The organism is Achromobacter sp. UMC71, from assembly GCF_014170305.1.
Lineage (GTDB): Bacteria > Pseudomonadota > Gammaproteobacteria > Burkholderiales > Burkholderiaceae_B > Achromobacter.
Genome location: NZ_LZZT01000050.1, coordinates 33,831 through 59,713, shown reverse-complemented (window position 1 = coordinate 59,713; position 25,883 = coordinate 33,831). Strand labels below are relative to the sequence as shown.

At 65.3% G+C, this 25,883-nt stretch carries 25 protein-coding genes; 4 read left to right on the top strand and 21 right to left on the bottom strand.

Features of this window, described 5'->3' with window-relative positions:
- Nucleotides 1-9: 9 nt before the first annotated feature.
- From A9974_RS25325 to A9974_RS25260, 14 genes are all read right to left on the bottom strand, one after another.
- Nucleotides 10-1,512 (bottom strand): NADH-quinone oxidoreductase subunit M, encoded by a 1,503-nt coding sequence (locus A9974_RS25325; RefSeq protein ID WP_175190980.1) that lies wholly within the window; start codon nucleotides 1,510-1,512, stop codon nucleotides 10-12.
- Complete coding sequence (gene nuoL, locus A9974_RS25320) at nucleotides 1,509-3,530, bottom strand: NADH-quinone oxidoreductase subunit L (protein ID WP_183006933.1); 2,022 nt, start codon at nucleotides 3,528-3,530, stop codon at nucleotides 1,509-1,511. Before nuoL ends, A9974_RS25325 begins: the two co-directional genes overlap by 4 nt.
- 17 nt (nucleotides 3,531-3,547) lie before the next feature.
- Complete coding sequence (nuoK, locus tag A9974_RS25315; RefSeq protein WP_025137065.1) at nucleotides 3,548-3,856, bottom strand: NADH-quinone oxidoreductase subunit NuoK; 309 nt, start codon at nucleotides 3,854-3,856, stop codon at nucleotides 3,548-3,550.
- Nucleotides 3,853-4,512, bottom strand: a complete 660-nt coding sequence (locus tag A9974_RS25310) for an NADH-quinone oxidoreductase subunit J (RefSeq protein WP_183006932.1) — start codon at nucleotides 4,510-4,512, stop codon at nucleotides 3,853-3,855. The genes nuoK and A9974_RS25310 overlap by 4 nt, the downstream gene beginning before the upstream one ends.
- A 17-nt stretch (nucleotides 4,513-4,529) precedes the next feature.
- The gene (gene nuoI / locus A9974_RS25305; protein ID WP_025137063.1) at nucleotides 4,530-5,018 is read right to left on the bottom strand and encodes an NADH-quinone oxidoreductase subunit NuoI; all 489 of its coding nucleotides are present in this window, start codon (nucleotides 5,016-5,018) and stop codon (nucleotides 4,530-4,532) included.
- A 21-nt stretch (nucleotides 5,019-5,039) separates the two neighbouring features.
- Nucleotides 5,040-6,113 (bottom strand): NADH-quinone oxidoreductase subunit NuoH, encoded by a 1,074-nt coding sequence (nuoH, locus tag A9974_RS25300; RefSeq protein ID WP_183006931.1) that lies wholly within the window; start codon nucleotides 6,111-6,113, stop codon nucleotides 5,040-5,042.
- Complete coding sequence (gene nuoG, locus A9974_RS25295) at nucleotides 6,113-8,440, bottom strand: NADH-quinone oxidoreductase subunit NuoG (protein WP_183006930.1); 2,328 nt, start codon at nucleotides 8,438-8,440, stop codon at nucleotides 6,113-6,115. The genes nuoH and nuoG overlap by 1 nt, the downstream gene beginning before the upstream one ends.
- Nucleotides 8,441-8,455: 15 nt before the next feature.
- Nucleotides 8,456-9,823 (bottom strand): NADH-quinone oxidoreductase subunit NuoF, encoded by a 1,368-nt coding sequence (gene nuoF, locus A9974_RS25290; RefSeq protein ID WP_183006929.1) that lies wholly within the window; start codon nucleotides 9,821-9,823, stop codon nucleotides 8,456-8,458.
- Entirely contained in the window at nucleotides 9,820-10,314 is a 495-nt protein-coding gene (gene nuoE / locus A9974_RS25285; protein ID WP_183006928.1) for an NADH-quinone oxidoreductase subunit NuoE, read from the bottom strand. The genes nuoF and nuoE overlap by 4 nt, the downstream gene beginning before the upstream one ends.
- Nucleotides 10,315-10,360: 46 nt before the next feature.
- Nucleotides 10,361-11,617 (bottom strand): NADH-quinone oxidoreductase subunit D, encoded by a 1,257-nt coding sequence (locus A9974_RS25280; protein ID WP_054429653.1) that lies wholly within the window; start codon nucleotides 11,615-11,617, stop codon nucleotides 10,361-10,363.
- 3 nt (nucleotides 11,618-11,620) lie between these two features.
- Nucleotides 11,621-12,247 (bottom strand): NADH-quinone oxidoreductase subunit C, encoded by a 627-nt coding sequence (locus A9974_RS25275; RefSeq protein ID WP_183006927.1) that lies wholly within the window; start codon nucleotides 12,245-12,247, stop codon nucleotides 11,621-11,623.
- Nucleotides 12,248-12,326: 79 nt separating this feature from the next.
- The gene (locus A9974_RS25270; protein ID WP_006217960.1) at nucleotides 12,327-12,803 is read right to left on the bottom strand and encodes an NADH-quinone oxidoreductase subunit B family protein; all 477 of its coding nucleotides are present in this window, start codon (nucleotides 12,801-12,803) and stop codon (nucleotides 12,327-12,329) included.
- Nucleotides 12,804-12,854: 51 nt separating this feature from the next.
- A complete protein-coding gene (locus tag A9974_RS25265; RefSeq protein ID WP_006217959.1) occupies nucleotides 12,855-13,214 on the bottom strand; it encodes an NADH-quinone oxidoreductase subunit A in 360 nt (119 codons plus the stop codon).
- A gap of 314 nt (nucleotides 13,215-13,528) precedes the next feature.
- On the bottom strand, nucleotides 13,529-14,641 hold the full coding sequence (locus A9974_RS25260; RefSeq protein WP_183006926.1) for a porin: 1,113 nt from the start codon (nucleotides 14,639-14,641) through the stop codon (nucleotides 13,529-13,531).
- Between the two features lie 453 nt (nucleotides 14,642-15,094).
- On the opposite strand from A9974_RS25260, the gene A9974_RS25255 reads away from it, so the two are divergent.
- From A9974_RS25255 to A9974_RS25245, 3 genes are read left to right on the top strand one after another with little or no spacing between them, the layout of a single operon-like run.
- Entirely contained in the window at nucleotides 15,095-15,709 is a 615-nt protein-coding gene (locus tag A9974_RS25255) for a TetR/AcrR family transcriptional regulator (RefSeq protein ID WP_183006925.1), read from the top strand.
- Nucleotides 15,706-16,152: a PaaI family thioesterase gene (locus A9974_RS25250; protein WP_183006924.1), complete on the top strand. Its 447-nt coding sequence runs from the start codon at nucleotides 15,706-15,708 to the stop codon at nucleotides 16,150-16,152. Before A9974_RS25255 ends, A9974_RS25250 begins: the two co-directional genes overlap by 4 nt.
- On the top strand, nucleotides 16,149-16,583 hold the full coding sequence (locus tag A9974_RS25245) for an NAD(P)-binding domain-containing protein (protein ID WP_255468321.1): 435 nt from the start codon (nucleotides 16,149-16,151) through the stop codon (nucleotides 16,581-16,583). The genes A9974_RS25250 and A9974_RS25245 overlap by 4 nt, the downstream gene beginning before the upstream one ends.
- On the opposite strand, the gene A9974_RS25240 is transcribed toward A9974_RS25245, so the two are convergent.
- The 7 genes from A9974_RS25240 to axyZ form a co-directional block, all read right to left on the bottom strand.
- Nucleotides 16,554-17,321: a phosphatase PAP2 family protein gene (locus tag A9974_RS25240; RefSeq protein ID WP_183006923.1), complete on the bottom strand. Its 768-nt coding sequence runs from the start codon at nucleotides 17,319-17,321 to the stop codon at nucleotides 16,554-16,556. The two genes, A9974_RS25245 and A9974_RS25240, sit on opposite strands and share 30 nt — an antisense overlap.
- Before the next feature lie 79 nt (nucleotides 17,322-17,400).
- The gene (locus A9974_RS25235) at nucleotides 17,401-18,201 is read right to left on the bottom strand and encodes a metallophosphoesterase (protein WP_183006922.1); all 801 of its coding nucleotides are present in this window, start codon (nucleotides 18,199-18,201) and stop codon (nucleotides 17,401-17,403) included.
- Nucleotides 18,198-19,190: a diacylglycerol kinase family protein gene (locus A9974_RS25230; RefSeq protein WP_255468320.1), complete on the bottom strand. Its 993-nt coding sequence runs from the start codon at nucleotides 19,188-19,190 to the stop codon at nucleotides 18,198-18,200. Before A9974_RS25230 ends, A9974_RS25235 begins: the two co-directional genes overlap by 4 nt.
- A gap of 58 nt (nucleotides 19,191-19,248) precedes the next feature.
- Nucleotides 19,249-21,048 (bottom strand): gamma-glutamyltransferase family protein, encoded by a 1,800-nt coding sequence (locus A9974_RS25225; protein ID WP_183006921.1) that lies wholly within the window; start codon nucleotides 21,046-21,048, stop codon nucleotides 19,249-19,251.
- Between the two features lie 87 nt (nucleotides 21,049-21,135).
- The gene (locus A9974_RS25220; protein WP_183006920.1) at nucleotides 21,136-22,638 is read right to left on the bottom strand and encodes an ABC transporter substrate-binding protein; all 1,503 of its coding nucleotides are present in this window, start codon (nucleotides 22,636-22,638) and stop codon (nucleotides 21,136-21,138) included.
- 231 nt (nucleotides 22,639-22,869) lie between these two features.
- Nucleotides 22,870-23,766, bottom strand: a complete 897-nt coding sequence (locus tag A9974_RS25215) for a LysR family transcriptional regulator (protein WP_183006919.1) — start codon at nucleotides 23,764-23,766, stop codon at nucleotides 22,870-22,872.
- Nucleotides 23,767-23,833: 67 nt separating this feature from the next.
- Entirely contained in the window at nucleotides 23,834-24,472 is a 639-nt protein-coding gene (gene axyZ / locus A9974_RS25210; RefSeq protein WP_183006918.1) for a multidrug efflux transcriptional repressor AxyZ, read from the bottom strand.
- Between the two features lie 230 nt (nucleotides 24,473-24,702).
- Here axyZ and A9974_RS25205 point away from each other — a divergent pair, with 230 nt between their 5' ends.
- The gene (locus A9974_RS25205; protein ID WP_183006917.1) at nucleotides 24,703-25,878 is read left to right on the top strand and encodes a MexX/AxyX family multidrug efflux RND transporter periplasmic adaptor subunit; all 1,176 of its coding nucleotides are present in this window, start codon (nucleotides 24,703-24,705) and stop codon (nucleotides 25,876-25,878) included.
- Nucleotides 25,879-25,883 lie beyond the last annotated feature (5 nt).

The window sequence follows — 25,883 nt, the reverse complement described above, 5'->3', positions numbered from 1 at the left end:
TGTCTTGTCTTACAGTTTCGAGACGGCAACGTGTTGCAGCAGGGCCTCGACCGACACGTGCATCACGTCGGTGAAGGGCTTGGGATAGATCCCCATGTACAACACGGCGATCGCCATCACGCCAAGAATCACGAATTCGCGGCGGTTGATATCGGTCAGTTCGCGGACGTGGTCGTTGGCGATGTCGCCCAGGACAACCCGCTTGACCATCCACAGCGAATACGACGCACCCAGGATCAGGGCGGTTGCGGCAAGCAGGCCGATCCAGAAGTTGTGCTCGACCGCGCCCATGATCACCATGAACTCGCCGACGAAACCGCTGGTGGCCGGCAGGCCGCTATTGGCCATGGAGAACAGGATGAAGAACGTGGCGAAACGCGGCATGACGTTGACCACGCCGCCGTAGTCGGCGATGCGGCGCGAGTGCATGCGGTCGTAGAGCACCCCGATACACATGAACATGGCGCCCGACACGAAACCGTGCGAGATCATCTGCACGATGGCGCCTTCGACGCCGGCCGTATTGAAGATGAAGAAGCCCAGGGTCACGAAGCCCATGTGGGCGACCGACGAATAAGCCACCAGCTTTTTCATGTCGTCCTGGACGATCGCGACCAGGCCGATGTAGATCACCGCGATCAACGACAGCGTGATCATCATGCCGGCCAGGCTGTGCGAGGCGTCGGGCGCGATCGGCAGCGAGAAACGCAGGAAACCGTAGGCGCCCAGCTTCAGCATGATCGCGGCCAGCACGATGGAGCCGCCCGTGGGCGCCTCGACGTGGGCGTCGGGCAACCAGGTGTGCACCGGCCACATCGGCACCTTGACCGCGAACGCCGCCAGCAACGCCACGAAGATCAGGATCTGCGGGGTGTAGCCCAGCTTGGTCTGCTGCCAGGTCAGGATGTCGAACGAACCACCCGAGGCGTGCCACAGGTAGATGAACGCGACCAGGGTCAGCAGCGAGCCCATCAGCGTGTACAGGAAGAACTTGAACGCCGCATAGACGCGGTTCGGTCCGCCCCAGACGCCGATGATGATGTACATCGGGATCAGCGTGGCTTCGAAGAACACATAGAACAGCATGCCGTCCAGCGCGGCGAACACGCCCACCATCAGACCCGACAGGATCAGGAAGGCGGCCATGTACTGCGCCACGCGGCTGGTGATGACTTCCCAGCCGGCCAGCACCACGATGATGGTGATGAACGCTGTCAGGAGCACGAACCATAGCGAAATGCCGTCAATGCCCAGGTGGTAATTGACGTTGAAGGCTTCGATCCAGGAGGTCTTCTCGACGAACTGCATGGCAGCCGTCTTGGAGTCGAATCCGGTGTACAGCGGGATCGTGACGAGGAAGCCGGCGATCGAGCCGATCAGCGACAGGCCGCGCGTCAGACCGGGACGGTCGTCACGGCCCACCGCCAGCACCAGCAGGCCGAATACGATCGGGACAAAGATCGCAAGCGTGAGCCAGGGGAAAGTGTTGGATGCCATCTCGCTTGCCATCATTGGGGAATCAGCACAAAGAAAGTCACCAGCGCCATGATGCCGATGATCATCGCGAACGCGTAGTGATAGATGAAGCCGGACTGCAGGTGACGGCTGATCGCAGCCACCCAGCCCACCACGCGGGCGCTACCGTTGATCAGGAAGCCATCGATGATGCCGCGGTCGCCGGTCTGCCACAGGCCACGGCCCAGGCAGCGCAGGCCGCGCGCGATGATCTGCTCGTTGACCCAGTCGACGTAGTACTTGTTTTCAAGCACCTTGTTCACGCCCGACAGGCTCGACTTGATCGCGGCCGGCACCTTCGGATTGATCAGGTAGCAGTACCAGGCGATAACCGCGCCGGCGACAACCAGCCAGAACGGCAGGGTCTGGAAGGCGTGCAGGCCGAAGGCCACCCAGCCGTGCCATTCTTCATGCAGCTCGTGCATGGCGGGATGCTGCGGCAGCACCGTGATCACGCCGTTGAAGAACTTGCCGAACAGCATGGGATCGACAGCCCAGGCGCCCACCAGCACCGACGGGATCGCGAGCAGGATGAGCGGCAGGGTCACGACCCAGGGCGACTCATGCGGCTTACCGCCGTGATGGCCGTGGTCGTCATGACCGTGGTCGTCGTGGCCGTGGCCATGGCCGTGGTCGCTGGTGTCGAAGCGTTCCTTGCCGTGGAAGACCAGGAAGTAGACGCGGAACGAGTACAGCGAGGTCACGAACACGCCGATCAGCGTGGCGTAGTAAGCGAAGCTTGCGCCCCAGACGTGGGCGGCGCCGGCGGCCTCGATGATGTGTTCCTTCGAGTAAAAACCCGAGAAGAACGGCGTACCGACCAGGGCCAGCGTACCCAGCAGGAAGGTGATCCAGGTGATGGGCATGTACTTGCGCAGGCCGCCCATGTTGCGGATGTCCTGGTCGTGGTGCATGCCGATGATGACCGACCCGGCGCCCAGGAACAGCAGCGCCTTGAAGAACGCATGGGTCATCAGGTGGAAGATCGCCACCGAGTAGGCCGACGCGCCCAGGGCGACAGTCATGTAGCCCAGTTGCGAGAGCGTGGAATACGCGACCACGCGCTTGATGTCGGTCTGGATGATGCCTAGGATGCCCAGGAACAGCGCGCCGATGGCGCCGATCACGATGATGAAGGACAGCGCCACGTCCGACAGTTCAAACAGCGGCGAGAAACGGGCGACCATGAAGATGCCGGCCGTCACCATGGTGGCGGCGTGGATCAGCGCGGAGATCGGGGTCGGGCCTTCCATCGAGTCAGGCAGCCAGGCGTGCAGGGGAACCTGCGCCGACTTGCCCATGGCACCGATGAACAGGCAGATGCAGGCCACGGTCAGCAGCATCCAGTCCGAGCCGGGCAGCGTCAGCGTGGCCAGCTTGTCGGCCTGGGCGAAGACTTCGCCGTAGTGCATGGTGCCGGCATACGCGAACAGCAGGCCGATGCCCAGCACGAAGCCGAAGTCGCCGACACGGTTGATCAGGAACGCCTTCATGTTGGCGAAGATCGCCGTCGGGCGGGTGTACCAGAAGCCGATCAGCAAGTACGACACCAGGCCCACCGCTTCCCAGCCGAAGAACAGCTGCACCATGTTGTTCGACATCACCAGCATCAGCATGGAGAACGTGAACAGCGAGATGTACGAGAAGAAGCGCTGGTAGCCAGGATCATCCGCCATGTAGCCGATGGTGTAGATGTGCACCATCAGCGACACGGAGGTCACCACGACCATCATCATGGCCGACAGCGGATCGATCAGGAAGCCGATTTCCAGCTTGGTCTGGCCGATCAGGCTCCAGGTGTAGACCGCGCCGTCGAAGCGCAGTCCGTTGAGCACGTCGCCCAGCACCACCACCGAACCGATGGCGGAGATGAGCACGCCCAGGATGGTGATGACGTGCGAGGCGCGGCGGCCGATGGGACGGCCCAGGAAGCCGGTGCCGAAAAGGCCCGCGAGGATTGCTCCGGCCAGCGGCGCCAGCGCGATGAGCAGGTAGAGATTGGGTGAGCTAGACATTTTCTTCCAATACCCCGTCAGCCCTTCAGGCGATCGAGATCGTCAACGTTGATCGTGTTCAGGTTGCGGAATAGCAGCACCAGGATGGCCAGGCCGATCGCCGCTTCGGCGGCGGCCACGGTCAGGATGAAGAACACGAACACCTGGCCGGCGGTGTCGCCGAACCAGCTGGAGAACGCCACGAAGTTCATATTGACGGCCAGGAGCACCAGCTCGATGGACATCAGGAGAATGATCAGGTTGCGGCGGTTCAGGAAGATGCCGAAGATCCCGATGGCGAACAGGATCGCCCCGAGGATCAGATAGTGGGCCAGCGTCAGCGTCATTGTTTTTCTCCTTGGGGCGCGGAGGCGGCGGGCGCGGCAGCGGCGCCGTTCTTGGCCTGGGCGCGCTCGCTCTGGGCGGGCATGCTCACCATGCGGAAGCGATCCTTCGAGCGCACGCGGACGGCGGCAACCGGGTCGTTGTACTTGACGTCGCGGCGGCGGCGCAGAGTCAGCGCGATGGCGGCGACCATGCCGACCAGCAGCAGCGCGGCGCCGACTTCGATGGCGTAGATGTACTGCGTGTACATCGCTTCACCGAGCGCGCGGGCGTTGTTGTAGTCGCCGGCAACCGGGGCCTGCGGGCCCGAGCCGTACCAGGTCGAACCCAGCACGAAAGCCATTTCCAGCACCATGACCAGGCCGATGATCAGGCCCAGCGGCAGGTAGGTCTTCATGCCTTGGCGCAGGGCATCCATGCGGATGTCCAGCATCATGACGACGAACAGGAAGAGCACCATCACGGCGCCCACGTATACCAGCACCAGCAGCAGCGCAAGGAACTCGGCGCCCAGCAGCATCCACAGCATGGCCGCGTTGCTGAACGCCAGGATCAGGTGCAGGACCGCGGTGACCGGGCTGCGCGCGGTGATCACGCGGAACGCCGCGATCACCAGCACGGCGGCCAGTATGTAAAACAGGACAGTGGTAAAAGTCATGGATCAGGACCCTGGGCTCAACGGTAGGGAGCGTCTTCGGCCCGGCGGCGGGCGATGTCGGCTTCGTAGCGGTCGCCCACGGCGAGCAGCATGTCTTTGGTGAAATACAGGTCGCCGCGCTTTTCACCGTGGTATTCGTGGATATGGGTTTCCACGATCGAGTCCACGGGGCAGCTTTCCTCACAGAAGCCGCAGAAAATGCACTTGGTCAGGTCGATGTCGTAACGCGTGGTGCGGCGGGTGCCGTCATCGCGCTGGTCCGACTCGATGGTGATGGCCAGCGCGGGGCACACGGCTTCACACAGTTTGCACGCGATGCAGCGCTCTTCCCCGTTGGGGTAGCGACGCAGCGCGTGCAGGCCGCGGAAACGCGCCGACGTCGGCGTTTTTTCCTGCGGGTAGCGCAAGGTGACCTTGCGCTTGAAGAAGTACTTGCCCGTCAGGCGCATGCCCTTGAGCAGTTCGGCCAGCATCAAGCTGCCGAAGAAATCTTTGATCGCTTCCATATCCTGCCTCTGCCTGGCGGCTTAGCGCCAAATGTTCCAGGGCGTCTGCATCCAGATCGCCACCACGACCAGCCAAACGCCGGTCAGCGGGATGAAGATTTTCCAACCCAAACGCATGATCTGGTCGTAGCGGTAGCGCGGGAACGACGCCCGGAACCACACGAACAACGAGACCACGAAGAACGTCTTGAGACCCAGCCAGATCCAACCCGGAATCCAGGTCAGCGGCGCGATATCGATCGGCGAAGCCCAGCCGCCCAGGAACATGATCGATGCCATGCAGGACAGCAGGATCATGTTGGCGTATTCACCCAGGAAGAACAGGGCGAAGGCCATACCCGAGTATTCGACCATGTGGCCGGCCACGATTTCGGATTCGCCTTCCACCACGTCGAACGGGTGGCGGTTGGTTTCGGCCACGGCCGAAATCACGTAGATCACGAACAGCGGCAACAGCGGCAGCCAGTTCCAGGACAGGAACGTCAGGCCCTTGTCGGCGAACCAGCCGCGGTTCTGCACATGCACGATTTCGGACATGTTCAGGCTGCCGGACACCAGCAGCACCGTCACCAGCACGAAGCCGATGGCCAGTTCATACGACAGCATCTGCGCCGAAGCGCGCAGGGCGCCCAGGAACGCGTACTTGGAGTTCGAAGCCCAGCCGGCGACGATCACACCGTACACGCCGATGGACGTGATGGCCATGATGTACAACAGGCCGGCATTGACGTTGGCCAGCACGACGTCGGGACCGAAGGGCACCACGGCCCAGGCGGCCAGCGCCGGCATCAGCGTGACCACAGGGGCCACGATGAACAGCACCTTATTGGCCTGGCTGGGGACCACGACTTCCTTGGTCAGCAGCTTGAACACGTCGGCGAAAGGCTGCAGCAGCCCCTTGAAACCGACGCGGTTCGGGCCCATGCGCACGTGCATGGCGCCGATCATCTTGCGTTCCCAGTACGTCAGGTAGGCGACGCACAGGATGATCGGCACGGCGATGATCACAATCTTGATGAGGGTCCAGAGCACCATCCAGACCGTCGGGCCCAGCAATGCCGTACCCTGGCTTTCAAGAACATTGAGCCATTCCATCAGGCACGCTCCACGCTGAGTTGACCAAATGCGCCACCCAGGGCTGCGGTATTTTCAAACGCTGCGGAAATGCGCACGGCGCGATCGGCCACGGCATCGTCCTGCACGGTTTCGAGTTCGATGGCGCCCTGCCCGCCCGTCACGCGCACCTTGACGCCGGCGGTCAGGCCGAGGCTGGTGAGCGTGCGGCCGTTCATGCGCGCGGCGGGCTTCTTGGAAGCCGGCGCGGCCTGCAGCGGTTCCGAACGGCGCACCATCGCATCGCTGCGATAGATCGGCACGTCGGCGACGCGTTCCAGACCGGCCACGGCCTGGCCCAGACCCAACGGCGCCTTGACGTCGTTGGACAGGCGGCCTTCGATGCCGCCGGCCAGCGCGGCATCGCGCACGGATTCGGAGGTTTCGTCGTCGAAACCAGCCAGGTGCAGGACGTTGCCCAGCACGCGCAGGACCTTCCAGGCCGGACGGGTCTGGCCGAACGGCGCGACCGTGCCCTTGAAGCTCTGGGCCAGGCCCTGGGCGTTGACGAACGTGCCCGAGGTTTCGGTGAACGGCGCCACCGGCAGCATGACGTCGGCCCACTCGGCGGCAGCCGAACGGTAAGGCGTCAGGGCCACGGCGAACTGCGCGCCACGCAGCGCGGCGATCGCTTGCTGGCCGTTGTCGGCATCCAGCAGCGGCTCGGCGTGCAGCACGATGTAGGCCTTGAGGGGCTCGGCCAGCATGGCGGCGGCGTTCTTGCCGCCCTTGCCGGGCACGGCACCAGCCAGGTAACCGCCGACGGTGTTGCCGCCGGAGGTCAGGAAGCCGAACTTGCCACCGGCCAGGTCAGCCACGGCGCGGCCGTTGGCGGCCAGGGTCGAGGCCTGGGCGCTGGCCACGGCCAGGTTGCCCATCAGCACGGCGGTATTGGCGCCGGAAGCCAGGCTGGCGGCGATGATCTTGGCGTTTTCGCCCGGGGTGACCGAGGCGAATTCGGCCGGCACGGCCGCTTCCTTGGCTTGCGCCAGGGCCACGGCGACTTCGGCCAGCGCGCGCGGCAGTTCGGACGGCGCCACGGTGAGGCGGCCGGTGACGGGCATCAGGGGATCGTCGGCGGCGCTGTCGACCATCAGGATCTGCGTGCCACGCTTGGCGGCCTGACGCAGGCGCTGGGCCATCAGCGGGTGATCCTTGCGCAGGAACGAGCCTACGACCAAGACGCGGTCCAGGTTGTCGAGTTCGGCGATGGGCATGCCCAGCCACGGCGCGCCGGTCAGGGCGGTGTCGAAGGCGGCATCGGTCTGGCGCAGGCGGAAGTCGATGTTTTCCGACCCCAGCGCGCGCACCAGGCGGCCCAGCAGCGCATATTCTTCAGTGGTGGCGTATTCGGACGCCAGCGCACCGATCTGGCCGGCGCCGAAGCTGTCACGCACGCGCGACAGGCCTTGTGCCACGGCGGCCAGCGCGTCGGCCCAGGAGGCTTCCTGCCACTTGCCGTCGGCGCCCTTGATCATCGGGGCGGACAGGCGGTCTTCGCTGTTCAGGCCTTCGTACGAGAAGCGGTCGCGGTCGCTGATCCAGCATTCGTTGACGGCGTCGTCTTCGAACGGAACCACGCGCATCACGCGGTCGCCCTTGACCTGGACCACCAGGTTGGCGCCCAGGCTGTCGTGCGGGCTGACCGAACGGCGGCGAGCCAGTTCCCAGGTGCGGGCGCTGTAGCGGAAGGGCTTGGAGGTCAGCGCGCCCACCGGACAGATGTCGATCATGTTGCCCGAGAGCTCGGATTCGATCGAGCGGCCCACGAACGACGTGATTTCGGAATGCTCGCCACGGCCCAGCATGCCCAGTTCCATGACGCCGGCGATTTCCTGGCCGAAACGCACGCAGCGGGTGCAGTGGATGCAACGGCTCATTTCCTCGGCGGAAACCAGCGGACCGAGGTCCTTGTGGAACACCACGCGCTTTTCTTCCTGATAGCGCGAGGCGGAGCCGCCATAACCCACGGCCAGGTCTTGCAGCTGGCATTCGCCGCCCTGATCGCAGATCGGGCAGTCGAGCGGGTGATTGATGAGCAAGAATTCCATCACCGACTTCTGAGCGGCGCGCGCCTTCTCGGAGCAGGTGTGCACGACCATGCCGTTCGTCACGGGGGTGGCGCAGGCGGGCAGCGCCTTGGGCGCTTTTTCCACTTCGACCAGGCACATGCGGCAGTTGGCCGCGATGGAGAGTTTCTTGTGGTAGCAGAAATGCGGCACGTAAAGCCCGACTTTCTGGGCCGCATGCATCACCATGCTGCCCTCGGGCACTTCTACCGTATTGCCGTCGACGGTTAGTTCAACCATTGCTGTTCCTGAGACCTACAGATATTGCGGAACCACACAAGACTTATGCTCGATGTGGTGCGCGAATTCGTCGCGAAAATGCTTGAGGAAGCCACGGACGGGCATCGCGGCGGCGTCACCCAGGGCGCAGATGGTGCGACCCATGATGTTGCCTGCCACGTTGTCCAGCATGTCCAGATCTTCCGGACGGCCGTGACCGTTTTCGATGCGGTGCACCATGCGGTAGAGCCAGCCGGTGCCTTCACGGCACGGCGTGCACTGGCCGCAGCTTTCCTCGAAATAGAAGTACGACAGACGCAGCAGCGACTTCACCATGCAGCGCGTTTCGTCCATGACGATCACGGCGCCCGAACCCAGCATGGAACCCGCCTTGGCGATGGCGTCGTAGTCCATCGTGGTTTCCATCATGATGTCGGCCGGCAGCACCGGGGCGCTGGAACCGCCGGGGATCACGGCCTTGAGCTTCTTGCCGCCGCGCATGCCGCCCGCCAATTCCAGCAGCGTCGAGAACGGGGTGCCCAGCGGGATCTCGTAGTTGCCGGGACGTTCGACGTCGCCGGTGATCGAGAACAGCTTGGTGCCGCCGTTGTTCGGCTTGCCGACTTCGAGGTAGGCCTGGCCGCTGTTGCGGATGATCCAGGGCACCGCCGCGAAGGTTTCGGTGTTGTTGATGGTGGTGGGCTTGCCGTACAGGCCGAAGCTGGCGGGGAACGGCGGCTTGAAGCGCGGTTGACCCTTCTTGCCTTCCAGCGATTCGAGCAGCGCGGTTTCTTCGCCACAGATGTAGGCGCCGTAGCCGTGGAAGGCGTGCAGCTGGAAGCTGTATTCCGAACCCAGGATCTTGTCGCCCAGGAAGCCGGCGGCGCGCGCCTCTTCGAGGGCTTCTTCGAAGCGCTCGTAGACTTCGAAGATTTCACCGTGGATGTAGTTGTAGCCGACGCTGATGCCCATGGCGTAGGCGGCAATGGCCATGCCTTCGATCACGATGTGCGGGTTAAAGCGCAGGATGTCGCGATCCTTGAACGTGCCCGGTTCACCTTCGTCGGAGTTGCAGACGAGGTATTTCTGGCCCGGGAAGGCGCGCGGCATGAAGCTCCACTTCAGGCCGGTCGGGAAGCCCGCGCCGCCACGGCCGCGCAGACCCGAGGCCTTGACTTCGGCGATCACGTCTTCCGGCTTCATGCCAGTGGTGAGGATCTTTTTCAGGGCTTCGTAGCCGCCACGCTTGACGTAGTCGGCCAGGCGCCAGTTGGCGCCGTCGACGTCGGCCATGATCTGGGGCTTGATATGCCGGCCGTGCAGGCACATCGAATTGGCCAGGTCGTTCAGCGGGTTGGGCTCCAGCCCTTGCGCGAACTGCTTGTAGATGTCGGGCGCGTTCATGCCGACTCTCCTTGCGCCTTGAGGGTCGCGACCAGCGCGTCCAGCTTCTCTTCGGTCATGCGCACGCACATATGCTTGTTGTTCACGATCAGCACGGGGGAATCGCCGCAAGCGCCCATGCATTCGCCTTCGACCAGGGTGAACTGGCCGTCAGCGGTGGTTTCGCGATAGTCCACGCCCAGCTTGCGCTTGAGGTAGTCGCCAGCGCGCTCGCCGTCGCGCAAGGCACAGGGCAAGTTCGTGCAGACGGCGATCTTGTTCTTGCCGACGGGCTTGACGTCGAACATGTTGTAGAAGGTGGCGACTTCCTGGACCGCGATGGGCGGGACGCCGATGTAGTTGGCCACATCTTCAATAATGTCGGTAGCCAACCAGCCCTTCTCTTCTTGCGCGATCGCAAGAGAGGCCATGATGGCGGACTGCCGCTGGTCGCCCGGGAACTTCGCAAGTTCTCGGTCGATTTTCTGGTAGGCCTGTTCGGAAAGCAGCATAGTTTGAATCCGGGTTATGCGGGCGTGCTCGTGACTGTCTGGCGGATCAGCGATCGATCTCGCCGAAAACGATGTCCTGCGTACCAATGATGGTGACGGCGTCGGCGATCATGTGACCGCGCGACATTTCATCCAGCGACTGCAGGTGGACAAAGCCGGGGGCCCGAATCTTCAGGCGGTAAGGCTTGTTGGCGCCGTCCGACACCAGATAGATGCCGAACTCGCCCTTCGGGTGTTCCACCGAAGCGAACGCTTCACCGGGAGGAACGTGGAAACCTTCGGTGAAGAGCTTGAAGTGGTGAATCAGCTCTTCCATGTTGGTCTTCATGGCGGTGCGCTTGGGCGGGGCGATCTTGTGATTCTCGATCATGACCGGACCCGGGTTGTTGCGCAGCCATTCCACGCACTGGCGGATGATGCGGTTGCTTTCACGCATTTCGGCGATACGGACCAGGTAGCGGTCGTAGCAGTCGCCGTTGACACCCACGGGGATGTCGAAATCGAGCAGGTCGTAGACTTCGTAGGGCTGCATCTTGCGCAGGTCCCAGGCCACGCCCGAACCACGCAGCATCGGGCCGGTGAAGCCCAGCGCCTTGGCGCGTTCGGGGTCGACCACGCCGATGCCCACCAGACGCTGCTTCCAGATACGATTGTCGGTGAGCAGGGTTTCGTACTCGTCGACGCAAGCCGGGAAGCGGTTGGTGAAGTCTTCGATGAAGTCCAGCAGCGAACCCGAACGCGCGTCGTTCATGACGCGCATTTCCTTTTCGCCGCGGTATTTGCTGGTATCGCCGTATTGCGGCATCGTGTCGGGCAGGTCGCGGTAAACGCCGCCCGGACGGTAGTAGGCCGCGTGCATGCGCGCGCCCGAGACCGCTTCGTAGCAGTCCATCAGGTCTTCGCGCTCGCGGAAGGCATACAGGAACACCGCCATGGCACCCACGTCCAGCGCGTGCGAGCCCAGCGACATCAGGTGGTTCAGGAGACGGGTGATCTCGTCGAACATCACGCGGATGTACTGCGCGCGCAGCGGGGCTTCGACACCCAGCAGCTTTTCGATGGCCATGACATAGGCGTGCTCGTTGCACATCATGGACACGTAGTCCAGGCGGTCCATGTAGGGCAGCGCCTGGATGTAGGTCTTGTGCTCGGCCAGCTTTTCGGTGGCGCGGTGCAACAGGCCGATGTGCGGGTCGGCGCGCTGGATGACTTCGCCATCGAGCTCGAGCACCAGGCGCAGCACACCGTGCGCAGCCGGGTGCTGCGGGCCGAAGTTAAGCGTGTAGTTCTTGATTTCTGCCATGATTTAACGCCCCAAGCCGTAGGTGTCTTCGCGGACCACGCGCGGCGTGATCTCGCGCGGATCGATCGTGACGGGCTGGTAAATGACGCGCCGCTGTTCCGGGTCGTAACGCATTTCGACGGTGCCGGAAAGCGGGAAGTCCTTGCGGAACGGGTGGCCGATGAAGCCGTAGTCGGTCAGGATGCGGCGCAGGTCGGGATGGCCTTCGAATACGATGCCGTACAGGTCGAACGCTTCGCGTTCGAACCAACCGACCGCGGGCCAGCATTCCATCAGCGACGCGACGATGGGGAATTCATCGTCGGCGGCCCAGGTGCGCACGCGCAGGCGCCAGTTGTTCTCGATGGACAAGAGGTGCACGACGACCGCGAAGCGGGCGCGGTGAATCTTGGCGTTGGCTTCCTCGGGCAGCTCGCGCGTGCCGTTGCCCCAGGTCAGGTAGTCGACGCCACAGAGGTCGATACAGGTTTCAAAGCGCAGACCGGCTTCGGTGCGCAGCTTGTTGCAGACGGAGAACCACTGCTCCGCGGGCACTTCGAGCGTCAGCTCGCCCAACGCCTCGGTCAGCGCGATATCCGCGCCGAGGGTGGTCTGCAAATTGTTTTTCAGGGTTTCGAGCCTGGTCATCATCTTGTACGCTTAGGTGAACCGATACGCTGTTTCGGAAGGGCCTGCGGAAGCTTTGCAGCGACCGCGGCGGCATGACGAATCAGCGCGCAATCGTGTTGGTCAGGCGGATCTTGTTCTGCATCTGCAGCAAGCCGTAGACCAGCGCCTCGGCCGTGGGCGGGCAGCCCGGCACGTAGACGTCTACCGGTACGATGCGATCGCAGCCGCGCACCACGGAATACGAGTAGTGGTAGTAACCACCGCCATTGGCACAGGAGCCCATGGACACCACCCAACGCGGCTCGGGCATCTGGTCGTAGACCTTGCGCAGCGCCGGCGCCATCTTGTTGCACAGCGTGCCAGCGACGATCATCAGATCGGACTGGCGCGGGCTGGGGCGGAAGATGATGCCGAACTGGTCCAGGTCGTAGCGGGCCGCGCCCGCGTGCATCATCTCGACCGCGCAACAGGCCAGGCCGAAGGTCATGGGCCACATGGAGCCGGTCTTCGCCCAGTTAAGGAACTTGTCGGCGCTGGTAGTGATGAACCCTTGCTTGAGAATGCCGTCTATAGCCATATTCGTCTCTGATAGCGTGCAGTGAAGTGCAGTGAACAACCCGTCGGCGGGTTATTCCCAGTCCAGCGCGCCCTTTTTCCATTCGTAGATGAAGCCGACGGTCAACACGGCGAGGAAAACCATGACCGTCCAGAAGCCGACGAGCCCGACCGTGCCTTGGGCAATGGCCCAGGGGAACAGGAACGCGATTTCCAGGTCGAAAAGAATGAACAGGATCGCCACCAGGTAGTAGCGCACGTCAAACTTCATGCGAGCGTCTTCGAAGGCTTCGAAGCCGCACTCATAGGGGGATAGCTTCTCGGCGTAAGGACGCCGCGGGCCAAGGAGGGAGCCGGCCGTCAGAAGCGCGAACCCGATAAGGGTGGCCACTACGATAAACAGCAGGACGGGAAAATACTGTTGCAGGTTCATTCAGGCGTCCGTCAAATGCGCAAACCTTAGGATTGTAGCATTCGCGCGGTTACTTCTGGCTGAACTCTGTAGCGTGAACAGCGGGTGAAAGACTGCATTCCTCTGATGGAACAATGGCAGTTTTCGGCGGAAGAAAACAAGCTTAACGCATGCATTGCGCACATATCGCCGACCGGCGGAAAAACGCCCGCACAGTGGTCGCCAAATACTCATGACAAACAAAAAAAAGCCACCCCGCAGGGTGGCTTTATATGAGCGGGCCGAAGCCCGCTCATGTGCTGTAAATCTAGGCAGGACTTGCGCCCTGCTTTCGATTAGAAGCGGTGACGCAGGCCCACGCCGACGGCGGTCGACTTCAGACCGTCGATGAAGGCGTAGTTCTTGGCGTACGAACCGTAGGCGTACAGGTTGGTACGCTTGGACAGGTCGTAGGTGTAGCCCAGGTTGAACACGTTCATCGTAGCGTCGTCGCCGGTCAGCTTGTCGTTGCTGGCCGAAACGCGCTGCCACGAACCGAACAGGCTCGAAGCGCCGCCGATCGGGGCCGACAGACCAACCAGGTACGAGTTCGACTTGAAGCCATCAGCGAAGGCGTTCGAGCCGAAGCCGACGGTGCCGGCCGAGGTCTTGACGTCTTGGCTACCGAACCAGCCGTCGGTCGTGCGAGCGTAGGCCAGAGCCAGCTTCACAACTTCGAAGTCGTACGAACCGCCGACGGTGTATTGACGCGGGGTGGCGTCAACTTGACCTTGGGTCAGCTTGTTCGAAGCGTTCAGTTGGTCGAACGTCAGGGCGACGTTCAGGGGGCCGTTGACGTAACGCAGGCCGGTCGTGATGGCGCGGGTGTTGTCGGCGGTCTTGAAGCCGGTTTGAGCAGCGTTGACGTCGTTGGCGTTGAACGAGTAGCCGACGCCGAACTGGAAGCCGCTGAACGACGGGGTCTGGTACATGACCATGTTGTCGTAGCGAACGGTGTTCGTGGCGCTCAGGCCCATACCGATGTTAGCTTGGCCGAAACCAGCGCCGAACGGGTCGATCGAGCCGAAGTACTTCGACGCGATGTTGGTTTGGCGACCGAAGTCCAGTTGACCCCAGCTGTCGCTGGCCAGACCGACGGTGGCTTGACGACCGAACAGACGGCCACCTTGGGCCGACGTGCCGTTACCCGAATCAAAGCCCGATTCCAGTTGGAAGACAGCGCGCAGGCCGTCACCCAGATCTTCCGAACCACGCAGACCCCAGCGCGAACCGTTCTGGACGCCGTTGATCATGCCGAACTTGCTACCGTTCTGAGCGTCGGTACCACCGCTGATCTTGTTGTAGCCGAGGCCCGTGTCGATGATGCCGTACAGGGTGACAGACGTTTCTGCCTGGGCGACACCGGCGAAACCGGCGAGCAGGGCGGCAGCGAGCAGAGTCTTTTTCATTTAAGAAATCTCCGTTGATTTGAGTGACAAGAGCAGCAATCCAGCAAACCAGCCTGCCGCCCCCCTAACTCCGCGAAGGGAAGTTGACGCTATTGCATCAAAAATCAGGGGGGCTGGCTATGGTCGGCGTCAGAAAAGTGCAGGTTTGCGACAGCCCTGTTGGGATATTGCAACATCGCCTCTATGGCGTTAGGGCTAACCCGGCAATTTTCAAACGACCCCGTATCCATGCGACTTTCAGCCCTGGCCCCAATAATTTGGACTCCCCCCGGTGGTTTCTTTCAGCCGCCTTTCCATGCCCGGATGGGTCGTTTCACGCATTCCCGGGCGAGGCTCCGGTGACGGCACGTCCCATCCCTCGCGTCAGGTTTAATAACGTTGTTATATAAATAAATCATCGATATTATTTCCGAACGATGAGATATCCGGCGTTGCCCCGCCGCCCAGAACGACATGCCCATCCCCACCCCGCGCGCCGACCGCAATGAACGCCTGAGCGCCCTGCGCCGCCAGATGATCCTGGACGCCGCGCAGCGCGTGTTCGAGCGTGACGGCCTGGAAAAGACCACGCTGCGCGCCATCGCCAAGGAAGCCGGCTGCACCACGGGCGCGATCTATCCCTGGTTCGCGGGCAAGGAGATCCTGTATGGCGCCCTGCTCGACGAATCGCTGCAGCGCCTGCATGCGCATCTGGTGGCGGCCACCACCGGCGGCGAGGCGGCCGCGGCCGCCCGCCGGGCGATCCAGGCCTTCTTCGGCTACTACGCCGAACGCCGCACCGACTTTTCGCTCGGCCTGTACCTCTTCCAGGGCCTGGGGCCGCGCGGCCTGGGCCGGGAAATGGACGAGCAGTTGAACCTGAGACTGCGGCAATGCGTCGACCTGCTGGGCCACGCGCTGGCACGCACCAAGGCCTGGAGCCAGGAAACGGTGCAAACCGAGCAGATGAATGTCTTTACCTATCTGATCGGCCTGCTGCTGCTGCTGCATACCCATCGCCTGAAATCCCTGGGCCAGCGGGCCGATGTCCTGCTGGATCACTACTGCAACGCGCTGGAACAACGATGACCGCCACTACCCTGCCCTGCGCCGATTCCGAGGCGCCGCTGATCAGCCTGGCCGACTTTCGCCTGCTGCTGGCCGAACAACATCCCTTTTCGCTGCTGCTGGGCACCGAGGTGCTGCAGATCGGCCGCGGCACCGCGCTGGCCGCCCTGCCCGCGCGCGACACGCACCAGCGGCTGGGCGGCATCGTCGCCGGCCCGATGCTGATGGGACTGGCGGACCTGGCCATGTACGCCGCGGTGGTCGGCGCCACGGGGCAGGCCCATGCCGTGACAGCCAGCCTGACCATCAATTTCCTGCGCAAGAGCCCGGCCGGCGCGGTCCATGCCGCCGCGCGGCTGCTGAAGGTGGGCCGGCTGTCGGCCGGCGAGGTCATCCTGACCGCCGCCGGGTCGGACGAACCGCTGGCGCACATCGTCAGCACCTGGTCGGTACCCAAGCCATGAGCCCGCGCATCAGCATTGTCGGCATGGGGCGCACCGGCACGCTGGCGGCGCGGCGGCTGCTGGCGGCCGAGCCCGACATCGCCCTGACGATCTATGACATCGACCCGGACCGCTGCGAGGACTTTCGCGGCAGCGCGACGCTGGCGACCTCGGCCCGCGAGGCGCTGGCCGAGTCCGACACCATCGTGCTGGCGCTGCCACGCGAACGCGAGATCGACCGCACGCTGGAGCGCTTCAGCGACGGCGAGGTGACGGCGCAGGTGGCGGGCAAGCTGATCGTGGATCTGGAACCGCCCCCGCCCGAACGCGCGCGCCGGCTGGACCTGGCGATCACGACGGCGGGCGGGCGCTACGCCTGCGCGCCGCTGCGGCCGGCGGGCGCCAGCGAGCCGCAGGCGCGGCTACTGAATGCCCTGATCCTGCCGCGCTGAACGGCCCAGGCGCTCGGCCACGGCGGCGCAGACGGCCAGCCAGGCGAAGCTGATGGCAAACCCCGCGGCCACGTCGCTGGCGAAGTGCACCTGCAACAGGATGCGGCTCAGGCCGATCGCCATCACCAGCCCCGCGGCCAGGGCCACGCCGGGCAGACGCCACGACGCGGGCGCCAGGCGCCACGCCAGGTAGCAGGCGGCGCCGTACACGGCCATGGCGGCCGATGCGTGGCCGCTGGGAAAGCTCCAGCCGACAGCCAAGGCAAAGCCGTGGTCGTGTTCGGGGCGGACGCGCTCGAAGCCGTGCTTGAGCAGCCAGTTCAGCGCCCCGCCGCCCCCGGTGGCGGCCGCATAGAACAGCGCCAGCCGCAGTTGCTTGCGCAGCAACAGCGCCAGGGTGACCAGCACCGCGAGCAGGGTCAGGAAATCGCGGTCGCCCAGCGTCGTGAACCAGGACAGCAGCCACAGCAACGAGTCGGACATCGACAGGCTGAGCGCGCCAGCCAAGGCGCTGTCGAACTCCACCACGCCGCCAGGCCGCGTGATGGCGGCGGCCAGGGACAGGAACGCCGCGCAGGCCAGGCCCACCGCGCCGATAAAGCCCGCCAGCCGGGCCGACGGGCTCGCCTGGACATAGGCGCGCGCCAGCGCCACCGCCAGGGCGGCCGCGGCGAGGGGCAACACGAGAAACAGCAGCAGCGCGTGGGCTGCGACCCAGGCGGCGTAGTCGCCGGTCATTCCGGCCTCCCGGGTAAACCGGTGGGGCGCGGCGGCCGCGCTTCCAGCGTCGGGCGCTTGGCCGGCCGGGGCAAGCGCCTCATAGCGGACCCGCCACCAGCGTCTTGTCGACCGGGGCGAAGGCATGAGTGGCGGCCGCGTAGTCCCAGCGCTCGACGTGGCAGACCAGACCGTCGCCAGCGGTTTCGCGCGTGATGAGGTTGACCGAATTGGGGATATTGCCCCGCACGCGGCGCGAGCAGGTGGTGCCCGCCTGCACCACCCAGCCCGCGGCGACCGCCGGATTGGCGCTGGCGGGCAGCACGTAGGGCAAATGAATGTGACCGCCCAGGATCAGGTCGATGCCGGCCTGTGCCCAGGCGGCCAGCGCGCGTTCGCGGCCGAACAGCAGATTATGGCGGTCGGACTCGACCTTGGCGCGCACCGGATGGTGCGCGACCACGACCCGCAATTGGCCGGGCTTGGCCTGGCGCAGGCGCTGGGCCACCCGCGCGATCTGCGCGTCGGAGATCTCGCCATCCTTGCGCCGCCGGGGCCTCGTGGTGTTGACGCCGATGGCCAGCAGGCCCGCCGATTCATAGACCGGTTCGAGCACCGCACCCAGCGCGCGCTTGTAGTTGCCGTAGGGAGTGAGCGCCCGCGCGAAGACGTTGAACAGCGGAATGTCGTGGTTGCCCGGCACGGCCAGCACCGGCAGCGACAGGCGTTCGATGAATTTGCGCGCGGCGGCAAATTGGCCGCGGCGCGCGCGCTGGGTGATGTCGCCGCTGATGACGACCAATTCCGGGACCAGCGAGCGGGCCAGGTCCAGCGCGGCCTCGACCACAGGCTTGCGCTCGGTGCCGAAGTGGGTGTCGGAGAACTGCAGGATGCGCGTCATGGGCGCTCCTGGGCCGTCGCGTCCGCGGGCACCACCAGCGGCAGCGGCGTATCGGACACCTTGAATTCCAGCGGGTTATCCATCCAGGATATTTCGCCGTCCATCGCGACCTTGATCCGATGGCGCCCCCGAATGGCGACCGTCAGGCGGTCGAACGCGAAGCTGATGACGTGCTCGGCGTCGCCCAGGCGACTGAACAGGCCGCGCAGCAGCAAGCCGTACAGCGCCAGCGTGCCGACGGGCCTGGACGCCATCGCCACCAGACGGTGGCGGTCCAGTTCGGTAGCGTCGATGCCGATGTGTTCCAGTTGCAGGCGGTTGTTGCCCACCACCAGCGTCGGCGACCGCAGGTCGCGCGCGCGACCCTCGTACTCGAGCCGCAGGCTGAGCTGGCGCGGCGCGCGCAGCAGCGTGACCAGTCCGGACCACAGCGCCACCAGGCGGCTGCGGCCAAAGCGTTGCTTATAGGCTTCGCGGTCTTCGAGCAGTTGCGGATACAGGCCCAGGCTGGCGTTGACCAGGAACAGGCGGCCATTGAGCAGCCCCACCTGCACCGGCCGCAGTTCGCCGCCCAGGAGGCTGCGCAGCGCGGGCTCGGTGTCCTGGGAAATGCCGTAACGGCGGCCGAAGTAATTGAAGGTGCCTTGCGGCAGGATGCCGAAGGGCACGCCCTGCCCCAGCACCTGGCTGGCAACCGCATTGAGCGTGCCGTCGCCGCCGGCGGCCACCACGATGCCCTGCGCCTGCTGCGCCTGGGCCACTGCGGCGCGCGCGGTCTCGGTGAGTTGCGAGGGGTCGTCGACCGGCATCAGCTGGTAGCGCCGGCCAGCTTCGTCGAGGACGCGGCGGATGGTGTCCTGCAGCGCTTGCGCGTCGCCGCGCCCGGAGCCGGTGTTCAGGACGATGAAGAGAGGTTCTTGTCCCGTCAGGGGACGAGCCCCTGTTGCCGGGCTCTGCTGGATAGGCGTCATGGACAAAAGATAGCCCATGGCGGCAAATCGCCGCAACCGTGCCGCCGCGTGGCGATGACGCGCGGCGGCACCCGGTTCAGCGGCCGACGGCGTAGGCCTGCATGAGGCGCGGCGTGGCCGCGGCATGCAACAGGCCGTCGGCGTCGCGCGAGGCGGCAGTCAGGCGGCCGACCGACCACTGCGGCACTTCCTCGATCTGGTGCCCGCGCGCGCGCAGGTTGTCGATCGTCTCGGCACCGAAGCCGCTTTCAACGGCCAGGTGGCCCGGTTTGCGGTCGCGCGGATAAAACGAGGACGGAAAGTGCATGGTGTGCGACATGGGCAGGTCGATGGCTTCCTGCAGGTTCAGGCCGTGATGCACGTGGCGCAGGAAGAACAGCAACTGCCACTGCTCTTGCTGATCGCCGCCCGGCGTGCCGAACGCCAGGTAGGGCCGGCCGTCGCGCAGCGCCAGCGACGGGGTCAGCGTGGTGCGCGGGCGCTTGCCGGGCGCCAGCGTGCCAGGCAGGCCCTCTTCCAGCCAGAACATCTGGGCGCGGGTATTGAGCCCAAAGCCGAGTTCCGGAATGACGGGCGAGGACTGGAACCAGCCGCCCGAGGGCGTGGCCGAGATCATGTTGCCCCAGCGGTCGATGACGTCCACGTGGGTGGTGTCGCCGCGCTTGACCGAGGCGCGCATGTCGGCCAGCGTGGGCTCGTTGGTGACGCTGCCCGGCGCCGAGACCTTGGACAGGCGCTGCAGCGTGTCCATGACGCGGGCCACCTGGGCCTCGAAGCCCGGAATGCTGCCGGGCTGCAGGTCCTGCGAGGCCTGCTCGCCGATCAGGGCGCGGCGCGCGGCGTTGTAGCCGTCGGAAAGCAGCCGGTCCAGCGGCACGTCGACAAAGGCGGGGTCGCCGTAGTAGGCCTCGCGATCGGCGAAGGCCAGTTTCATGGCTTCGGTGACCCGGTGCACGAATTCGGCGCTGGTCGGGCCGACACCGGCCAGGTCCATGTCCTTGAGCAGCGCGAGCGTCTGCAGGAACACGGGGCCCTGGCTCCACGCGCCCGCCTTGGCCACGGTATAGCCGTGGTAGTCGTAGGTGGCCGGCTTGTCGTAGCTGGCCGACCAGCCCGCCAGGTCGTCGGCGGTGATGACGCCGCGATGGCGCTCGCCGCTTTCGTCCATGACTTCGTTGCCGCGGGCGAACTGGTCGATGGCTTCGGCCACGAAGCCGCGGTAGAAGGCATCGCGCGCCGCTTCGATCTGGCGGTCGCGGTCGCCGCCGGCCTGTTCGGCAGCCTGCAGCACACGCGTCCAGGTGCGGGCCAGCGCGGGGTTGCGGAACAGTTTGCGGGCTTCGGGCACATTGCCGCCGGGCAGGTAGATTTCGGCGGTGGTGGGCCAGTGGGTCTGGAAGAAGTCTTTCAGGCCAGCAATGGTGTTGGAGATGCGCGGCATCAGCGCATGGCCGTGCTCGGCGTAATAGATGGCCGGCTCCAGCACGTCGCGCACGCGCATCGTGCCGTGGTCGCGCAAGAGCTGCATCCAGGCGTCGAAGGCGCCGGGAATGACGGTGGCCAGCAGGCCGTTGCCGGGAATGAGCTTCAGGCCTTCGGCGCGATAGCGCTCGAGCGTGGCGCCGGCCGGGGTGGTGCCCTGGCCGCACAGCACCTCCAGGCGCTTGGTGCGGGCGGAATAGAACACCGCGGGCACTTCGCCGGCCGGGCCGACCAGGTGGGGTTCGACCACCTGCAGCACGAAGGCGGACGCGACACAGGCGTCGAAGGCGTTGCCGCCGCGTTCCAGCAGCGACATGCCGGCCGAGCTGGCCAGCCAGTGGGTGGAGGTCACGACACCGAAGGTGCCGAGGATTTCCGGACGAGTCGTAAACATGGTGCGATCCTGTTGCGGACGGCGGGAAGCCGGTGACCGCAGCAATAAGTAAAACGGGACCCGTACACCGGGTCCCGCGATCAGGGCTTATTTCTTGGCGAGGCTGACGCCCTTCAGGCGAATCAGGCCGTCGGGGTACGGCACGAAGCCGTCCAGCTTCTTCTGTGCGCCGAAGGTCCAGGGCAGGTAGAACAGGTAGACGATGGGACGCTGGTCCTGCATGACGGACAGCACCTTGTCATACATGGCGCGGCGCTTGGCCGTGTCCGGTTCAGCGCGGGCATCATTGAGCAGCTTGTCGGTTTCCGCGTCGCAGAACTTGCCGTCGTTCAGGTTGCCCTTGCAGCTCAGGTACTGATGGATGTTGCCGCTGGGATCGACCCGGCCGGACCAGCCGCTTTGACCGACTTCGAAGTCGCCGCGGGCCAGCGACGATTGCAGCGAAGCGAATTCGACCGGACGCAAGGTGATGTCGAAACCGGCTTCGGCGCCCATGGCCTGCACCAGCTCGAACACCTGCTGCATGGTGGTGTTGTTGCCGAAGGTGATCTCGAACTTGACGCGGTCAAAGCCGGCTTCCTTCAAGAGCGCCTGGGCCTTTTTGGGATCGCGGCCGCTGTGCTCGAACGACTTGTTGTAGGCAAAGCTGGCCGGCGGGAACGGCTGGTAGGCCGGCTGGTACTGGCCTTCGCCGATGACCTGGTTGAGCACGTCGCGGTCGATGGCGAGGTCCAGCGCCTGGCGTACGCGCTTGTCCTTGGCCAGCGGGTTATTGGCGCGCGCGCCGTTGCCCAGGTTCACGGAGATCGACTGGAAACCCAGGCCGGTGACCGGCGCCAGGCGCAGGTTGGGATCATCCTTGACCGCCTTGGCGTCGCTGGGCGCCACGCGTTCGATGATGTCCAGGTCGCCGGCACGCAGGTTGTTCAGCCGCACGGTGTTGTCGGGGATCGGCGTGAAGACGACGCGGTCGAAGTGGTAATTGCCGGCATCCCAGTACTTGGGAAACTTCTCGAGCACGATGCGGTCGTTCTGGACGCGTTCCTTGAATTGGTACGGGCCCGAGCACACCGGCTTGCCGCCCGGGTCCTTGTCGAACGAGGCGGGCGAAATCATCATGCCGGCGCGGTCGGACAGCTGCGACAGCAGCGAGGCGTCGGGTTCGGCCAAGTGCACCACCACGGTCTCGGCATCCGGCGCGTCGATGCTGGCGACGGTGGCCAGCTCGCTCTTGCGGTTACTGTCGGGCAGCGTGCGGGCGCGATCCAGGTTGGCCTTGACCGCGGCGGCGTTGACCGGCGTGCCGTCATGGAACACCGCATCGGTGCGCAACTTGAAGGTCAGCGTCTTGTTGTCCGGGCTGGTGGACCAGGACTGGGCCAACTGCGGCACGAACTTCAGGTCGGGGGTGATGTCGACCAGCTTGTCGCACAGCGAGGCAAACACGATGCGGCCGACGAAAGTGCGGGCGCGCGCGGGATCGAGCACGTCCGGGTCGTCCTGCAGACCGATACGCAGGGTGGACTGGGCTTGCGCCAGCCCGCTGGCCAGCATTCCCGCCATGGCCATGGCGAGGCAAAGTTTACGCATGAATGATCTCCGTCGATTCAGGTGGTCGGCTTCCCAGCGTGCCGGCGGCGCGCCGCCCGGCAATGTGGGAACAGACCCCGAGCCGTGCTGCATCGCCGGGCCCATCCCCCCGTTGCGCACGTTCTTGTTGGATTCTGCGCCAGGCGCGCGGCGATTGTATAGAGCGGCGGCTGTCGATAGCCCAAATCGGCGCCCGGTGGCCGCCTTGCGGACAAGCGCGGGCTAACCCCATCACGGCAAGCGGCAAGGCGCCGAAAAATCCACGGCTGTCCGCACCGATTCGCGCAGCCGGGTCACCAACGGCCGGGTATCGTCGCGCCGGTGCTGGAAGGAATACGGCAGCGCGGCCGGCTCCGGCTCGCCGCGCAACACCCGCAGGCTGCCTTCGGCCTGCAGCGCGTGGGCCCAATGGCTGGGCAGCAGCCCGACCCCGGTGCCTTCGATCAGCAGGCCGGCGATGGCGCCCCAGTTGTTGCAGCACAGCCGCTGGCCGCCGATATCGCGCCCGGCCAGCCAGTCGTCGATGATGCGCGTGGTGCCGGCACCTTCGGGCAGCGTTACCAGCGGCAAGCGCGCCAGCAGTTCGGGCGACATGCGGGTTTCCCCGTCCAGCACGGCCGGCGCAGCGGCCCACGAGAATGCGGCCTCGCCGATCGGCGAAGACGCGATGTTCGGGCGCGAGGAGCGTCCGGCGATGACGGCGAAATCCAGCTCGCCATCGGCGACGCGCCGCTCCAGCACCTGGCCGATGTCGACATAGGGTTCCAGCACCAGGCCGGGATAGGCGGCGCGCACCACGCCGATCAGGCGCGGCAGCCAGGTCAAGGCGGTCAGCTCGCCGACGCCGAAGCGGCAACGGCCGCGCAGGCCCGACGTTTCGGCCAGGGACGCGCGGATCTGGTCGGCCGCGGCCAGCAGGTCGCGCGCCTGCGGCACCAGCCGCTGGCCCGCGTCGGTGAGCACGGCCTTGTGGCCGCTGCGGTCGAACAGGGCTTGGCCCAGCGTTTCCTCGAGCTCGGTGATGCGCTTGGACAGCGACGAGAGCGACAGGTGCAGGCGCTCGGCCGCCACGGCGAAACTGGCGCAGGTGGCGGCCCAGTAGAAGGCTTCGAGTTGCTTGAGGGTCATGCCCGGATTGTAGGGGCGCGGCCCCGGGGCGAGCCAGGGGCCGGCCGAGAGCGGGCAGCCCCGGCGGCTAGGCGGCCTGGGGCAGTTGCAGCTGCGGCGACAGGCGCAGCGTATCGATGGCGGCGCGGAGCATGCGCTCGACGCGCGGCCAGATGTCGCCTTTCAGGCGATCAGACCAACAGATCGTGCCGAACACCCCCTCGATCAGGGAGTGCAGATAGACATTGGACAGGCGCACATCCAGGGCGCGCGGCAGGTCGTCGCGGCTGACGGCCACGCGCAGGAGCTTTTCGGAGGTGCGCAGGGCGTGGCGCTCCCAGAGGTCGCGGCGGCGCAGGAGCGGCGCGTTCTCGTCGCTGCGCTCGCATTTGAGATACAGGATTTCCAGCACGCGTTGCACCGAGCCTTCTTCGGCGTAGATCTGCACGTACTGGCGCATCGACGCGTACAGCGATTCCAGCGCCTCGCCCTCGGTACAGACGCGGGTCAGCGATGCCGCTTCGCCCAGCGCCCGGTCGCACATGGCGATACAGACATCGATCTTGTTCTTGTAATGGCCGTAGACGGCGCCCCGGGACACGCCCGCGAAGTCAGCGATATCGCTCATGGTGGTGCTGGCCACCCCCTTGGACAGGAACACATGCTCGGCGGCGTCCAGGATGCGGTCGCGGGTGCGTTGGGATTCTTCTTTCGTCTTGCGGGCCATACAAAGATCTCCTTGAAAAAGGTTGAGGGAAAGACTGCGGGACAACAAGCAAACGGCGGCCTCGGGCCGCCGTTTGCACACTGTAAATATGTATGCAGATGCCAGCATACTTTTGAACAAAACAATTAATCAAGCATGACGGATTAAATGATAGACTGCGAGCCCCACAGGGAAAACTCGCGCACTTTCCCTCTCTCGCCCGCTCCGGGCGCACCACAATAATTTTTAAAATGATGCACCGAGTCCCCCTGAGAACGCTCGCCCTTGCTTCCGTATTGGTTCTTGTTTCCGCCTGCTCCCAAAAGGAAACGCCCGCAGCCGCCAAGGCGCCCGCCGAAGTCGGCGTCATCGTGGCCAAGCCCACGCCCACCGCCGTCGCCAGCGAACTGCCCGGCCGGCTGGAGCCCTACCGCGAGGCCGAGGTCCGCGCCCGCGTGGCCGGCATCGTGGTCCGCCGCCTGTATGAAGAAGGCCAGGAAGTCACACGCGGCGCGCCGCTGTTCCAGATCGACCCGGCGCCGCTGCAGGCCGCCTACGATTCCGAGGCCGCCTCGCTGGCGCGCGCCCAGGCCAACCTGTCGGCCGCCGCCGACAAGCTGCGCCGCTACGCCGACCTGGTGTCCGACCGCGCCATCAGCGAACGCGACCACGCCGAAAGCGTGGCCCAGGAACGCCTGGCCCGCGCCGAAGTGGCGCTGGCCCGCGCCAACCTGCAAAGCGCCAAGCTGCGCCTGGACTACGCCCGCGTCACCTCGCCGATCGACGGCCGGGCGCGGCGGGCGCTGGTGACCGAAGGCGCGCTGGTGGGCGAAGGCCAGGCCACGCCCCTGACGGTGGTGCAGCAGCTGGACCCGATCTACGTCAACTTCGCGCAGCCCGCCGCCGAGGTCATGCAACTGCAGAAGCAGATCCGCGCCGGCAGCGTGCAAAGCGTCGCGCCCGACCAGGTGCGCGTGCGCCTGTTGCTGCCGGACGGCTCGGAATACGGGCGCGGCGGCACGCTGTCGTTCTCGGACCTGGCAGTGGACCCTGGCACGGACAACGTGACCATGCGCGCCCTGTTCGACAACCCGGGCCGCGAGCTGCTGCCGGGCATGTACGTGCGGGTGCGGCTGGAGCAGGCCGTCAACCGCGACACCTACCTGGTGCCGCGCGACGCCCTGCTGCGCGGCGCCGATGGCGCGCACCTGCTGGTCGCCGGCGACGACGGCGCATTGCGCCGCATCCCGGTGAGCACGCACCGCCTGCTGGGCCCGAACTGGGTCATCACCGAAGGGTTGTCGGGCGGCGAGCGCGTGGTCGTGGAAAACGTCACGCAGCTCGCGCCGGGCCAGAAGATCAAGCCGGTCGAGCGGGCGGCGCCCCAAGCGCCTGCCCCGGCCGCAGGAAACCAGAAAAAAGGGTAAACCGC

Bases quoted from the DNA above. Each gene is read 5' to 3' on its own strand.
- A9974_RS25325 (WP_175190980.1), bottom strand. From the start codon at position 1,512: ATGATGGCAAGCGAGATGGCATCCAACACTTTCCCCTGGCTCACGCTT.
- nuoL (WP_183006933.1), bottom strand. From the start codon at position 3,530: ATGTCTAGCTCACCCAATCTCTACCTGCTCATCGCGCTGGCGCCGCTG.
- nuoK (WP_025137065.1), bottom strand. From the start codon at position 3,856: ATGACGCTGACGCTGGCCCACTATCTGATCCTCGGGGCGATCCTGTTC.
- A9974_RS25310 (WP_183006932.1), bottom strand. From the start codon at position 4,512: ATGACTTTTACCACTGTCCTGTTTTACATACTGGCCGCCGTGCTGGTG.
- nuoI (WP_025137063.1), bottom strand. From the start codon at position 5,018: ATGGAAGCGATCAAAGATTTCTTCGGCAGCTTGATGCTGGCCGAACTG.
- nuoH (WP_183006931.1), bottom strand. From the start codon at position 6,113: ATGGAATGGCTCAATGTTCTTGAAAGCCAGGGTACGGCATTGCTGGGC.
- nuoG (WP_183006930.1), bottom strand. From the start codon at position 8,440: ATGGTTGAACTAACCGTCGACGGCAATACGGTAGAAGTGCCCGAGGGC.
- nuoF (WP_183006929.1), bottom strand. From the start codon at position 9,823: ATGAACGCGCCCGACATCTACAAGCAGTTCGCGCAAGGGCTGGAGCCC.
- nuoE (WP_183006928.1), bottom strand. From the start codon at position 10,314: ATGCTGCTTTCCGAACAGGCCTACCAGAAAATCGACCGAGAACTTGCG.
- A9974_RS25280 (WP_054429653.1), bottom strand. From the start codon at position 11,617: ATGGCAGAAATCAAGAACTACACGCTTAACTTCGGCCCGCAGCACCCG.
- A9974_RS25275 (WP_183006927.1), bottom strand. From the start codon at position 12,247: ATGATGACCAGGCTCGAAACCCTGAAAAACAATTTGCAGACCACCCTC.
- A9974_RS25270 (WP_006217960.1), bottom strand. From the start codon at position 12,803: ATGGCTATAGACGGCATTCTCAAGCAAGGGTTCATCACTACCAGCGCC.
- A9974_RS25265 (WP_006217959.1), bottom strand. From the start codon at position 13,214: ATGAACCTGCAACAGTATTTTCCCGTCCTGCTGTTTATCGTAGTGGCC.
- A9974_RS25260 (WP_183006926.1), bottom strand. From the start codon at position 14,641: ATGAAAAAGACTCTGCTCGCTGCCGCCCTGCTCGCCGGTTTCGCCGGT.
- A9974_RS25255 (WP_183006925.1), top strand. From the start codon at position 15,095: ATGCCCATCCCCACCCCGCGCGCCGACCGCAATGAACGCCTGAGCGCC.
- A9974_RS25250 (WP_183006924.1), top strand. From the start codon at position 15,706: ATGACCGCCACTACCCTGCCCTGCGCCGATTCCGAGGCGCCGCTGATC.
- A9974_RS25245 (WP_255468321.1), top strand. From the start codon at position 16,149: ATGAGCCCGCGCATCAGCATTGTCGGCATGGGGCGCACCGGCACGCTG.
- A9974_RS25240 (WP_183006923.1), bottom strand. From the start codon at position 17,321: ATGACCGGCGACTACGCCGCCTGGGTCGCAGCCCACGCGCTGCTGCTG.
- A9974_RS25235 (WP_183006922.1), bottom strand. From the start codon at position 18,201: ATGACGCGCATCCTGCAGTTCTCCGACACCCACTTCGGCACCGAGCGC.
- A9974_RS25230 (WP_255468320.1), bottom strand. From the start codon at position 19,190: ATGGGCTATCTTTTGTCCATGACGCCTATCCAGCAGAGCCCGGCAACA.
- A9974_RS25225 (WP_183006921.1), bottom strand. From the start codon at position 21,048: ATGTTTACGACTCGTCCGGAAATCCTCGGCACCTTCGGTGTCGTGACC.
- A9974_RS25220 (WP_183006920.1), bottom strand. From the start codon at position 22,638: ATGCGTAAACTTTGCCTCGCCATGGCCATGGCGGGAATGCTGGCCAGC.
- A9974_RS25215 (WP_183006919.1), bottom strand. From the start codon at position 23,766: ATGACCCTCAAGCAACTCGAAGCCTTCTACTGGGCCGCCACCTGCGCC.
- axyZ (WP_183006918.1), bottom strand. From the start codon at position 24,472: ATGGCCCGCAAGACGAAAGAAGAATCCCAACGCACCCGCGACCGCATC.
- A9974_RS25205 (WP_183006917.1), top strand. From the start codon at position 24,703: ATGATGCACCGAGTCCCCCTGAGAACGCTCGCCCTTGCTTCCGTATTG.